The 12,043-nt window shown below is 70.6% G+C and carries 13 protein-coding genes; 5 read left to right on the top strand and 8 right to left on the bottom strand.

Annotation, left to right across the window (positions count from 1 at the left end):
* Positions 1 to 330 precede the first annotated feature (330 nt).
* Together AB0I59_RS38155 and AB0I59_RS38150 are read right to left on the bottom strand one after the other, a co-directional pair.
* Positions 331 to 603 (bottom strand): TFIIB-type zinc ribbon-containing protein, encoded by a 273-nt coding sequence (locus AB0I59_RS38155; protein WP_061260186.1) that lies wholly within the window; start codon positions 601 to 603, stop codon positions 331 to 333.
* A gap of 97 nt (positions 604 to 700) precedes the next feature.
* A complete protein-coding gene (locus AB0I59_RS38150) occupies positions 701 to 1,840 on the bottom strand; it encodes a phosphotransferase family protein (RefSeq protein ID WP_358141057.1) in 1,140 nt (379 codons plus the stop codon).
* A 22-nt stretch (positions 1,841 to 1,862) separates the two neighbouring features.
* Between AB0I59_RS38150 and AB0I59_RS38145 the strand changes: the two genes are divergently transcribed.
* Complete coding sequence (locus AB0I59_RS38145) at positions 1,863 to 2,762, top strand: TIGR03619 family F420-dependent LLM class oxidoreductase (RefSeq protein ID WP_358141054.1); 900 nt, start codon at positions 1,863 to 1,865, stop codon at positions 2,760 to 2,762.
* Positions 2,763 to 2,799: 37 nt separating this feature from the next.
* On the opposite strand, the gene AB0I59_RS38140 is transcribed toward AB0I59_RS38145, so the two are convergent.
* From AB0I59_RS38140 to AB0I59_RS38125, 4 genes are all read right to left on the bottom strand, one after another.
* Positions 2,800 to 3,846, bottom strand: a complete 1,047-nt coding sequence (locus tag AB0I59_RS38140) for an LLM class flavin-dependent oxidoreductase (protein WP_358141051.1) — start codon at positions 3,844 to 3,846, stop codon at positions 2,800 to 2,802.
* 155 nt (positions 3,847 to 4,001) lie between these two features.
* A complete protein-coding gene (locus AB0I59_RS38135; RefSeq protein ID WP_435831175.1) occupies positions 4,002 to 4,772 on the bottom strand; it encodes an amino acid ABC transporter ATP-binding protein in 771 nt (256 codons plus the stop codon).
* Positions 4,773 to 4,786: 14 nt separating this feature from the next.
* Positions 4,787 to 5,641, bottom strand: a complete 855-nt coding sequence (locus AB0I59_RS38130) for an amino acid ABC transporter permease (RefSeq protein ID WP_061260191.1) — start codon at positions 5,639 to 5,641, stop codon at positions 4,787 to 4,789.
* 3 nt (positions 5,642 to 5,644) lie between these two features.
* Positions 5,645 to 6,556 (bottom strand): ABC transporter substrate-binding protein, encoded by a 912-nt coding sequence (locus AB0I59_RS38125; RefSeq protein WP_061260252.1) that lies wholly within the window; start codon positions 6,554 to 6,556, stop codon positions 5,645 to 5,647.
* A gap of 315 nt (positions 6,557 to 6,871) precedes the next feature.
* On the opposite strand from AB0I59_RS38125, the gene AB0I59_RS38120 reads away from it, so the two are divergent.
* Together AB0I59_RS38120 and AB0I59_RS38115 are read left to right on the top strand one after the other, a co-directional pair.
* Positions 6,872 to 7,651: an HAD-IIA family hydrolase gene (locus AB0I59_RS38120; protein ID WP_061260192.1), complete on the top strand. Its 780-nt coding sequence runs from the start codon at positions 6,872 to 6,874 to the stop codon at positions 7,649 to 7,651.
* 54 nt (positions 7,652 to 7,705) lie between these two features.
* Positions 7,706 to 8,347, top strand: coding sequence for a hypothetical protein (locus AB0I59_RS38115; protein WP_061260193.1), 642 nt, complete (start codon positions 7,706 to 7,708; stop codon positions 8,345 to 8,347).
* A gap of 6 nt (positions 8,348 to 8,353) precedes the next feature.
* Here AB0I59_RS38115 and AB0I59_RS38110 read toward each other — a convergent pair whose 3' ends face one another.
* Positions 8,354 to 8,809, bottom strand: a complete 456-nt coding sequence (locus tag AB0I59_RS38110; RefSeq protein ID WP_358141047.1) for an NUDIX hydrolase — start codon at positions 8,807 to 8,809, stop codon at positions 8,354 to 8,356.
* A gap of 17 nt (positions 8,810 to 8,826) precedes the next feature.
* Complete coding sequence (arfB, locus tag AB0I59_RS38105) at positions 8,827 to 9,249, bottom strand: alternative ribosome rescue aminoacyl-tRNA hydrolase ArfB (RefSeq protein ID WP_358141044.1); 423 nt, start codon at positions 9,247 to 9,249, stop codon at positions 8,827 to 8,829.
* A gap of 285 nt (positions 9,250 to 9,534) precedes the next feature.
* Between arfB and AB0I59_RS38100 the strand changes: the two genes are divergently transcribed.
* Both AB0I59_RS38100 and AB0I59_RS38095 read left to right on the top strand, forming a co-directional pair.
* Positions 9,535 to 10,368, top strand: a complete 834-nt coding sequence (locus AB0I59_RS38100) for a hypothetical protein (RefSeq protein ID WP_358141041.1) — start codon at positions 9,535 to 9,537, stop codon at positions 10,366 to 10,368.
* Between the two features lie 90 nt (positions 10,369 to 10,458).
* Positions 10,459 to 12,012, top strand: a complete 1,554-nt coding sequence (locus AB0I59_RS38095; protein WP_358141038.1) for an alkaline phosphatase D family protein — start codon at positions 10,459 to 10,461, stop codon at positions 12,010 to 12,012.
* Positions 12,013 to 12,043 lie beyond the last annotated feature (31 nt).

Raw genomic sequence — 12,043 nt, 5'->3', positions numbered from 1 at the left:
ATGTCCTCGACGTACGATCCCGCCACCTTCACCCCCGAACGCGCCGGGCGCGCCGTCCGGGCCGGTGCCGCGGCCGTGCTCAACGGCTTGACCGGCATCGTGATCTGGCTCGACTAGGGAGTGTCCGACAACGCTGCCCGTCGCGAGGCGGCGGAGGAGGTCGGAGCGGAGCCTCCGGCCGAAAGCGCGATGAAGCGCGGCGAGAGGAAACGACAAGGGCCGCGATCCCTGAGAATCGCGGCCCTCGGGCTCCAGGAGCCAGGCTTCGCACCCATCGGCTCCGGGCGGTCCGGCTTCGGCCCGCCGGTTCGGCCTGCCGCTCCCGGTCGTTCAGCTTGAGAACAGCATGCCCACCCAGCTGCGGTCGCGGCGGTGGCCGTAGTGGCCGCCGTGACCGCCGTGCGGAGCGCCCCACCCCGGGGCTCCGTGCGCGGGCGGCGGTGGCGGCGCGTAGCTCTGCTGCGCCCACTGGGTCTCCAGGCGGGTCAGCGTCTCCAGCTCGCCGTAGTCGAGGAAGATGCCGCGGCAGTTGTCACACTGCTCGATGTGGATCCCGTTGCGGTCGAACGTCCGCATGTTGCCGCGGCACTTGGGGCACTGCATCAGGAATCGTCTCCTTGATCGCGTTGCTGCTCCGTACTGCTTTGTATTGCATCGTGCTGCTTTGTGTTGCTTTGGACCGCCCGGCGACCGCTTCGCCTCATGCGGGCGCGGCCGCGAGGATCCTCCGGCAGGAGGAGACCAGCGCCCGCGCCGCGTCGTCGAGTGGTCGCCCGGCGCGGCTCGCCGTCGCGACCGCTGTCGCGGCCAGTTGGACGGTCAACGCCCGGGCCGGCAGGTCGAGTTCCCTCCACGGATCGTCGGCACCGACCGCGCGCCCGCCTGCGGCGATGTAGGCCCCGAGGAACCGGTCCCATGCCGAGGTGGCGAGCAGTCCGGCCGCGAACCAGGCGGCGGGCCGGGCCAGATCCCACGCGGGATCGCCGACGCCGAGATCGTCCGGGTCGATCAGCGTCCACGTCCCGCCGATCCTGACGAGCTGGCCGAGGTGCCAGTCTCCGTGCACCAGCGCGCTCCGTCCGGCCGGGTCCCGGCCTTCCGGCGGCATCGGACGGCCCGGACGCGCCGCGTGTCCCAGCCCTTCCAGCTCTCCAGGTCCGCCCGTGGCGCTGTGGCTCCAGGGGAGCGTTCCGTACGCGCCGCGGATCTCGGGCGGGGCGTCGTCCAGCCCGTCGAGTGCGGCGACCGCGCGCACGAGGCGTGCGTGACCGCCGTCCGGGGGGAGCCCCGCGGGCAGGGGGTGGTCGTGCAGCCGGGCCAGCAGCCGCGCCCCCTCCTCCCACGGGGCGTGGTCGTCGCCGGCCTCCAGATCCGCCGGGGTCAGCGGCTCGCCCGCCGGCCAGATCGTGACGAGCCGGGTGCCCAGCCGCTCCAGGCGGAGAGGGGCGAGCATCAGGCCGGGCAGTCGCCCGGCGGCATCCAGCCGGACGCGTAGGTCCGCCTCGGAGGTCCTCTCGGGATGCGCCTTCAGCACCACATCGCCCACCCGGACCACCACGACTCCGGTGGCGTCGCCCCGCGCGGCGGCGCCGGACCCCTGCTTGAGCACCGTCACCGGGCCCTCGTGAGGTGCGAGCCGGACGAGATCGCTGATCAGCTCGGCGGTGGTCCGTCCGAGTCCTCCGGGGGACCGCCCGCCGGCCGCCCCCGCCGTCTGTGCCTCGCCCGGGTCCGGGGGGCCGGCCGGGTCTCCGTCCGGGGGTGCCGCGTCCGCCGCTCCGGCGGTGGGGGACGCTCCGTCGCGCGAGGCGATCGGAGCCGGTGCCGACAGTTCGATCACGCGTTCAGCCTATGGTGCCTGTATGAAGATTGGCTTCGCCGTACCGGTCTCGGGTTCGTGGGCGACACCGGGGAACATGAAGCGCATCGCGCGCCGTGCCGAGGAACTGGGCTACCACGAGGTGTGGACCTTCCAGCGGTTGCTCTATCCGGTCGGCCACCCGATGGGGCCGGTGTACCGGAGCGTCCAGGATCCGATCGTCAGCCTGTCCTACCTGGCGGGCCTCACCGACCGCATCCGGCTCGGCGTCGCGGTGCTGAACCTGCCGTTCGTCTCTCCCGCTCTGATGGCCAAGCAGCTCGCCACACTCCAGGACGTGTCGGGAGGGCGGCTCGACGTCGGGCTCGGCCTCGGCTGGCTTCCGGAGGAGTTCCTGGCGTCCGGCGTGCCGATGGAACGCCGTGGCAGGCGAGGGGAGGAGTACGTCGAGATCCTCCGCCGCCTCTGGACGGAGGACGTGGTGGAGCACAAGGGCGAGTTCTACGAACTGCCGCCCATTCATCAGGATCCGAAGCCCGTCCCGGCGCCGCCGATCCTGATGGGGGGCACGGCCGCCGTGGCGCTCCGGAGGGCGGGGAGGATCGCCGACGGGTGGATCAGTTCCAGCCGCGCCGATCTGGGCGCGATCGACGAGCAGATCGCCGTCGTCAAGGACGCGGCACGCGAGGCGGGGCGTGATCCCGGCAGGCTGCGCTTCGTCTGCCGGGGAGTCACCCGGGTACGCGCGACCGACGAGGGGCCGCTCGCCGGTTCCTACGAGAAGATCCGCGCCGATGTGGCGGCCCTCGGGGCGAAGGGCGTGACGGAGGTCTTCCACGATCTCAACTTCGACCCGGAGATCGGCAACCCGGACGCGGATCCCGCCGAGTCGATGCGCCGGGCCGAGGAGGCGCTCGAAGCGCTCGCCCCCACTCCGTCCTGACCTGCGCCCCGGCGGGCGCGTCGCCTCGCCCGCCGGGCTATGCCGTCATGCCGTGGGCCCGGGCGATGAGCTCGTAGGAACGCAGCCGTGCCTCGGCGCCGTGCACCATCGTGGTGATCATGAGTTCGTCGGCGCCGGTGCGCTTGCGCAGCTCGTCCAGACCCGCGCGGACGCCCTCGGCGTCTCCGTGCACCACGTTGGACAGCCGCTCGCGGACGAAGTCCGTCTCCATCGGGGTGAACGGGTACGCCTCGGCGGTCTCCGGTGAGGGGAACAGGCCCGGCTTGCCGCGGCGCATGCGCAGCCACGACAGCGCGCCCGGCATGGCCTGGCGGAGCGCCTCCGCCTCCGTGTCCGCCGCGACGGCCGCCACACCGATCAGCGCGTACGGCTCCGCGAGCACCTCGGACGGCCGGAACGAGGACCGGTAGAGGTCGAGCGCGGGCTCGGTGTTCTCCGCGCTGAAGTGGTGGGCGAAGGCGAACGGCAGCCCGAGCAGCCCGGCCAGCCTGGCGCTGAATCCGCTGGATCCGAGCAGCCAGATGGGCGGCCGGTCGTCGGTCCTGGGGATCGCCTGGATCCGCGCGTACGGATGGTCCTCGGGGAACGCGCCGTCGAGGAAGGCGGTCAGCTCGGCCACCTGCTGGGGGAACTCGTTCGGATCGATGTCGGCGGAGCGGCGCAGGGCGTTCGCGGTCGCCATGTCGGTGCCCGGCGCGCGGCCGAGGCCGAGGTCGATCCGGCCGGGGTGCAGCGCGTGCAGCGTGCCGAACTGTTCGGCGACGACCAGCGGAGCGTGGTTGGGCAGCATGACGCCGCCGGAGCCGACCCTGATCGTGCGCGTCGCCGCCGCCAGATGGGCGATGATCACGGCGGGGGAGGAGCTGGCCACGCCGGGCATGCCGTGGTGTTCGGCGACCCAGATGCGGTGGTAGCCCCACTCCTCGGCGCGTCGGGCCAACTCGGTGCTCGCCCGGAGCGAGTCGGCGGGAGTGCTTCCCTCGCCGACGGTCGCGAGTTCGAGGATCGACAAGGGGGCGTCGGCCGTCCCGCGCGGGACGCCGCGAATGATGTCCGTGGTCACGCCCCGAACAACCGGAGCGGTTTTCCGTTTATTTCGGATATCTCGGTCTTTTTGCTGTCACGGTGTGTCCGCGATCCGCCGACGCGGCCGCCGACGCCGTGATCACACGAAGCCCTCGGAGGGACCCCGCGTGATCACGGCCGGCTCGGACCGGTTCAGAGGACCTTGGACAGGAACGCCTGCGTACGGGCGTGCTGGGGATTGGCCAGCACCTCGCGCGGGACGCCCTGCTCGACCACCACGCCGCCGTCCATGAAGACCAGCGAGTCGCCGACCTCCCTGGCGAAGCCCATCTCGTGGGTGACGACCACCATGGTCATGCCCTCTCGGGCCAGGTCGCGCATGACGTCCAGGACCTCGCCGACGAGCTCCGGGTCCAGGGCGGAGGTGGGCTCGTCGAACAGCATGAGCTTGGGCTGCATCGCGAGCGCCCGCGCGATGGCGACGCGCTGCTGCTGGCCGCCGGACAGCTGGGAGGGATAGTTGCCCATCCGGTCGGACAGGCCCACCCGCTCCATCAGCTGCTCGGCCCTGGCCTTGGCCGCGTCCCGGCTCTCGCCCTTGACCAGGATCGGCGCCTCCATGACGTTCTGCAGCGCGGTCATGTGAGGGAAGAGGTTGAACCGCTGGAACACCATGCCGATGTCCCTGCGCTGCGCGGCGACCTCCTTCTCGCGGAGCTCGTACAGCTTGTCGCCGCGCTGGCGGTAGCCGACGAGGTGCCCGTCGACCCACAGCCGGCCCGCGTCGATCTTCTCCAGGTGGTTGATGCAGCGCAGGAAGGTGGACTTCCCCGAGCCGGAAGGACCGACGACGCACATCACCTCGCCCTGCCGTACCTGCAGGTCGATGCCCTTGAGGACCTCCACGTGGCCGAAGTTCTTGCAGACCTGCTCGGCCTTCACCATCAGGTCGCCCATCGGCATGTCCGTCTGTTCGCTCACCGGGAGTACCCCTTGCCGTAGTAGCGCTCGAGGTAGTGCTGCCCGATCATCATGATCGACGAAAGGAACAGGTACCAGAGGCAGGCCATGACCAGCATGGGGATGATCTGGTAGGTGTGCGAGTAGATGTTCTGCACGGTGAACGTCAGTTCCAGGTACGGGATGGCCGCGACCAGGGCGGTGTTCTTCAGCATCGAGATCGCCTCGTTGCCGGTGGGTGGTGCGATCACTCGCATGGCCTGGGGCAGGATGATCCGGCGCAGCGTCTGCGGCCTGGTCAGGCCGAGCGCGCTGGCCGCCTCCTGCTGGCCCTCGTCCACCGACTGTATGCCACCGCGCACGATCTCGGCCATGTAGGCCGCCTCGTTGAAGATCAGACCGAGCGCCGCCGCCGCGGCCGCGCTGTACAGCGCGTTGGTCTGCGCGGTGACGAACTCCGGGCCGAACGGGATGCCGAGGCCGAGAGTGGGGAAGAGGGCTCCGATGTTGCCCCAGATCAGCAACTGCGTGAACAGCGGCGTGCCGCGGAAGACCCAGATGTACAGCCAGGCCGCGCCGCGCAGCAGCGGGTTGGCGGACAGCCGCATCAGCGCGAGCATGATGCCGAGGACGACACCGCCGACCATGGCGGCGACGGTCAGCCAGATCGTGTTGCGCACACCACCGAGGACCGCGGGCGAGAACAGGTACTTGAGCTGCTCGGCCCAGTTGTACGCCTCGTTGGTGACCAGATTGTTGATCAGCATCGCGGCCAGCACCGCGACCGCCACCCCGGCCACCCAGCGGCCGGGGTGACGCACCGGTACGGCTTTGACCGCCGCGGGACGCGGCTCTGTTTCGCCGACCGACATGGATCAGCCGCCGGCGCCGTTGATCACCGGGGTGGTGATGGCGCCGTCCTGGACGCCCCACTTCTCAAGGATCTTCGTGTAGGTACCGTCCGCGATGAGCTCCTTGAGCGCGCCGAGGACCGCGTCCTTCATCGTGCCCGAGTTCTTCCCGATGGCGAAGCCGTAGGGGGCCGCGTCGTAGACCTGCCCGATGACCTCGAGCTTGTCACCGGTCTCCTTGACGGCGTAGCCGACGATGGGGGAGTCGGCGAGCATGCCGTCGATCTTGCCGGAGACCAGGTCCGCGTTGACCTCGGTCTGCCCCTTGCGCACGACCTGCTCGATCGCGGGCTTGCCGTCCTTGACGCACTTCTCGCTGCGGGCCTTGATGTCGTCGACCTCGACCGTGCCCTGCTGGACGCCGATCTTCTTGCCGCAGGCGTCGTCGGGGTTGACACCCTTGGGGTTGCCCTTCAGCGCGGCCCACGAGACACCGGCCGAGTAGTACGTCACGAAGTCGACGACCTTCTCGCGCTCGGGGTTGTCGGTGAACGACGAGACGCCGAGCTCGTACTTGCCGGACTGGATGCCCGGAATGATCGTGTCGAAGCCGGCGTTCTGGAAGTCGGCCTTGAGACCGAGCTTGGCGGCGAGCGCCTCGCCCAGCTCGACCTCCCAGCCGACGATCTTCTGGGTGGCCGGGTCGACGGACTCGTTGGGCGGGTAGGAGGCGTCGCTGCCGATGAGGATCTTTCCGTCCGCCGCGATGTTCTCCGGTACGAGCTTGGCGAGCGTGCTCTGGGCGCTGGGTGCCGGAGCGGCGGTGTCAGTGCCGGCGGTGTCGTCGCCGCCGCACGCCGAGAGGGTGAGCCCCGCGGCGATGGCCAGCGCGCCGACCGCCGCGATACGGCGCCGCGTGATTGATCGTGGAAGCACGAGGCACTCCTTGGTTCCTTCGGCCGGCTCGCGCCCGGCCGTGCGTGGGGATTCGGCCTGGTGGTGCCGGTAACCGGTGCCCGGAGCGATGGTGACGCCTCGGTCTCTGGAAACGGACACCAGGGTGAACTCTCCTCGAATGGTTTTTCGGGATGGGACACGTTATCCCAGATGTAGGAAACGTCCGCAACCCTTCCGGTGGGTCAGTCGTGTTAACGACGATCTTCCGGACCCCGTGGCGTCCGGCCGCCGGCCCCCGCCCCCTTGCCCGCACGCGTCTCGCGGGCCCGGCACGCTCCCTGACATGCTGGAGGCATGAGTGAGGGTAAAGCGATCGAATGCTGGCTGTCGGACATGGACGGTGTGCTGGTTCACGAGGGGCATCCGGTGCCGGGTGCCGACGAGTTCATCACCAAACTGCGCGAGACGGGACGACGCTTTCTCGTGCTCACCAACAACTCCATCTACACCCCCCGTGATCTGTCCGTACGGCTTCGCGCCGCCGGCCTTGACGTCCCGCCGGAGTCCATCTGGACATCGGCCCTCGCGACCGCGGCGTTCCTGGCAAGCCAGCGTCCCGAGGGCTCCGCGTACGTCATCGGCGAGGCGGGGCTGACCACCGCGCTGCACCAGTCGGGGTACGTGCTGACCGACCTCGACCCCGACTACGTGGTGCTCGGGGAGACCCGGACCTACAGTTTCACGTCGATAACGCGGGCGATCCGGCTGATCGAGAACGGCGCCAGGTTCATCGCCACGAACCCGGACCCGGTCGGGCCGTCGAACGAGGGCTCTCTTCCGGCCTGCGGCGCCGTCGCCGCCCTGATCACCAAGGCCACCGGTGTCGAGCCGTACTTCGTGGGCAAGCCGAACCCCATGATGATGCGCAGCGCGCTGAACCGGATCGACGCGCACAGCGAGAACACCGCCATGATCGGCGACCGGATGGACACCGACGTGGTCTGCGGCATGGAGGCGGGCCTGCACACGATCCTGGTGCTGACCGGAGTGACGCAGAAGGACCAGATCGACCGGTTCCCCTTCCGCCCGTCACAGGTGGTCAACTCGGTCGCCGACCTGATCGATGCCGTCTGAGTTGCCGTTCGATTCCTGCCACGGCCTGGCAGGATCGGCTGCGAAGCTGGCCCCATGAACCACGTTTACCTGGAGCTGGGACCGAAGAAGGTCTTCGCCTGCTCGCTCGACTGGCCCGGCTGGTGCCGGATCGGCCGATCGGAGGAGTCGGCGCTGGACGCCCTGACCGACTACGCGCCGCGCTATCGCGTGATCGCCGAGAGGGCGGGGCTGGCGTTCTCGCCCGGGGACCCGGTCGTGGTCGAGCGGGTTCCGGGGACCTCGACCACGGACTTCGGCGCCCCGGACGCGGTTCCCGAGGCCGACGCCGCCCCCTTGGACGCGGCGGAGGCCGGGCGCGGGGTCGCGCTGATGCGGGCCGCCTGGGAGATCTTCGACGAGGTGACCGCGGTCTCACCCGAGGAACTGCGCAAGGGCCCGAGGGGCGGCGGCCGGGACCGCGACCCGATGGTCGCCCACGTGGTCGAGGCGGAGCGCGCCTACGCCCGCAAGGTCGGTGTACGGCACAAGCCGTTCCACGGCGACCGGGAGGCCAGGGACGCCATGCGCGCCGAACTGGCGGACACCCTCGTCCGTCCGGGTGACGCCGTGACGGGCCCGGCCGTGCCGGGCGGCTGGCCGGTCCGTTACGCGGTCCGCCGCATCACCTGGCACGTCATCGACCACATCTGGGAGATGGAGGACCGCCGGTACTGACCCCGGTCAGCCGATCAGTTCGGGCAGCCGGGAGATGTGCTCGCCGAGGTAGGTCCCCAGCTCCTCGGGGATCAGGTTGATCGCGCTGATCTCCTCGGGCCGCAGCGGCAGCCGCACCACCTCGTAGTGGCCGCGGGCGGGGTCGGAGAACTCGGGCCCGCAGCGCAGCGCCACGTCCATCGTGACGAGGCGGCAGCCGTACACGTGCTGGGTCTTGACGCCGTTCTCCTGGAGGCAGCTCAGCGTGGTGAGCGGGGTGATCGCGTCGACGGTCGCGCCGAGCTCCTCCAGCATCTCCCGCCGGAGCGTGTCCTCCAGCGTGGCGTCCTCGGGCTCGACGTGGCCGCCGGGAACGGACCAGTAGAGGTCGCGGCCCGGCACGGTGCGCCGGAAGAGGATCAGCCGGTCCTCATCGCCGTCGTTATCGAGGAGCACGGCCCGCACGCTCGGGGGGAGTTCCATCTCCTCAGCCTACGTGGTCACTCCTCGCCCCGACGGAGGCGCTTGACATCGGAGCGGTGTCGTTTGGCCGTCAGGCGGCGCTCGACCGACGCCCGGGAGGGCTTGGTGGCGCGGCGTCGCCTGGGCGGCGGCGCGATCGCCTCGCGGATCAGGTGCGCCAGCCGTATCTCGGCGGCCTCCCGGTTGCGCAGCTGGGAGCGGTGCTCGGATGCCGCGACCGTGAGAACGCCGTCGTGGAGCCGGGAGGCGAGCCGTTCGAGCGCCCGGGTCCGCAGGGTGGGGCCGAGCGCGGTCGTGGTCTCCACGTTGAAGCTCAGCTCGACCCGGCTGTCGGTGGTGTTGACCCCCTGGCCGCCGGGGCCGGACGAGCGTGAGAACCGCCAGCCGAGCTCCGCCTCCGGGATCACGACCGAGCCGCGGACGTGCAACGGGCCTGGCATGGTCTCCTCTTTCTCATTCTCAGTCGTCTTATGTCGTCATATGTCGGCGTATCTCGGCGTCGTGTCGCGTACATCCGGTGCCGGAGATGGTTTCGAGATGGCCTCGGCATGGTGACGGGATGGCGTCGAGAGTGGTTCAGCGTAGCGATCCCGCCCATGGCACGATCAACTGGTTTATCCCAGTGAACCAGGCGGAGTGCGCCTCGGCGATCCCCGGGCGCCCGCGGATCACGTTCGGCGGACCACGTTCGGCGGGGTACGGAGTGTGGAGGCGGGGGCACGAGCATGACGACGATCGTCGGAGTCCACGGGATCGGCAAATACCACTACTACCAGGAGGCCGGAGGGTCACCGGGCAGGGCCGCCGAGACCATGCGGCTCAAGTGGAACGGCTACCTCGACAAGGGGCTGCGCGGCGGAGCGCCGTACGGCGGCGCCGATTACTTCTCCGAGATCGCGTACTACGCCCACCATCTGCGCCGGACCGCTCCGGCACCGGTCAGGCAGATGGCGCCGGACGCGAAGCTGGTGTTCTCCGACTGGGCGAAGCAGCTCGACGGGCGGCTGCCGAGCCAGGCGGGTGAGACGCTCACCGGGATCGCCCACCGGCTCGCCGAATGGCTGCTCGGCAGGCTGGGCGACCAGGCGGTGCGGTTCGCCGAGGACTTCTGCCCCGAGGTGGCGGCCTACCTCGGCGGCGGCGACCCGAGGACGAAGGCCAGGGACACCGTCGCGGACGTCATCCGGCGCAGGCAGCCGCGGGTCGTCGTCGCCCACTCGCTCGGCAGCGTCGTCGCCTACGAGGCGTTCTGGGCCCACCCCGACCTGTCCACCGAGCTGCTCGTCACGCTGGGCAGCCCGCTCGCGATGCGGAACGTCGTCTTCGAACGCCTGCTTCCGGTGCCCGTCCACGGCAGGGGAGCCCGGCCGCCCGGCGTGGGCCGCTGGATCAACATCGCCGACAAGGACGACATCGCCGCGATCCCGCCGGGGCTGCGCGACCACTTCGAGGGGATCGAACGCGACGTCGCCTGCAACATCGACTGGCTGGACTTCCACACCGTACGGAACTATCTGGGCTGCGGCTCGGCCAACGACTACCTGCGGCCGTACGTCTGACGCGGGCCGCACCGCACTGTTCATCAGGGGTTCCCGCGCAGGTCACAGGGCCAGCCGCGGCGTGTAAACCCGCTGGGTTGCACTCCGGGTGTGCAGACGAACACGTCACGAAGAGCGTTCCTGTCAGTGGTGACCGCCGGCGCGGGCGGCCTGATGCTCACCGGGTCGGCCCGGCCCACGCGTGGCCGTACATTGCGGGCGGATCCGTTCGCGCTCGGCATCGCCTCGGGAGACCCGACGGCGGACGGCGTCGTGCTGTGGACCCGGCTCGCCCTGGACCCTCTCGCGCCCGACGGGCTCGCCGGGATGCCCGGACGCGCCGTCGAGGTCGAGTGGCAGCTCGCCGCCGACGAGCGGTTCTCCACCCTCGTCACGTCGGGCACGGCCGTGGCCCGGCCGGAATCCGCGCACAGCGTGCACGTCGAGGCCGCCGGACTCGAACCCGGCCGGGAGTACTTCTACCGCTTCCGCGCGGACGGCCACCTGTCGCCCGTCGGCCGTACGCGCACGGCGCCCGCGTCAGGTTCCGCGGCCGGGAACCTGACCTTCGCGGTGGCGGCGTGCGCGCACTGGGAGCACGGCTACTTCACGACCTACCGGCGGCTCGCCGAGCAGGAGCCGGACCTGGTCGTGCACCTCGGCGACTACATGTACGAGTACCGGCCCGACGGGTACACGGCGGTGAGCGGCGCGGTGCGTTCCTTCGCGGGCACCACCTGCCTGACGCTCGCCGACTACCGGTTGCGGCACGCGCAGTACAAGAGCGACCCCGACCTGCGGGCCGCACACCGCGTCGCCCCGTGGCTGGTGGCCTTCGACGACCATGAGATCGAGAACAACTGGGCGGGACCGGTCTCCAGCACCGGCGCGCCGGCGTTCTCCGACCGGGTCGCCCATGCCTTCCAGGCGTACTACGAGAACATGCCGCTGCGCCGGGCGAGCGTGCCGCGAGGCGCCCGGATGCGGATCAACCGCCGCGTCTCCTGGGGCGCGCTGGCCGACTTCCACCTGCTCGACACCCGCCAGTTCCGCGACGACCAGGCGTGCGACGACGGCGACCGGGCCGGATGCGACGAACGGCTGAACGAACGCCGCACGATCCTCGGCGCGGACCAGCGCCGCTGGCTCCTGGACGGCCTCGGCCGGTCGGACGCCCGCTGGAACCTCATCGGCCAGCAGGTCCTGATGGCGCAGCGCGACTTCAAGGAAGGACCGGGCAAGGAGCTCAACATGGACAGCTGGGACGGGTACGCGGCCGACCGGACCCGGCTGCTCACCGGAATCAGGGACGCGGGCGCGGCCAACCCCGTCGTCCTCACCGGGGACGCGCACATGCACCACGCGGCGTCGCTGCGTCCCGACTTCGACGACACGTCGTCCGCCCCGGTCGCGGTCGAGCTCGTCACCTCGTCGGTCTCCAGCGACGGCGACGGCTACCGCGACGAGGCCCGTGTCGCCGAGTTGCTGCGGGAGAACCCGCACATCTCCTACATCGACCAGCGGCGCGGCTACATCGTGTGCCGGGTGACGCCCGAGGAACTGCGGGCCGAGTTCCGCACGCTGGAGTACGTCTCGCGGCGCGGCGCTCCCGCGCGGACGTCGGCCCGGTTCACCGTCCCCTCCGGCCACGGCGAGCTCACCTGACCCCGTTCCATTCGCGCGGAGCCTGCCGGGA

Source organism: Microtetraspora glauca (assembly GCF_040656155.1).
In the GTDB taxonomy this organism is placed as follows: domain Bacteria; phylum Actinomycetota; class Actinomycetes; order Streptosporangiales; family Streptosporangiaceae; genus Microtetraspora; species Microtetraspora glauca.
This window is presented reverse-complemented; position numbering and strand designations above follow the sequence as displayed.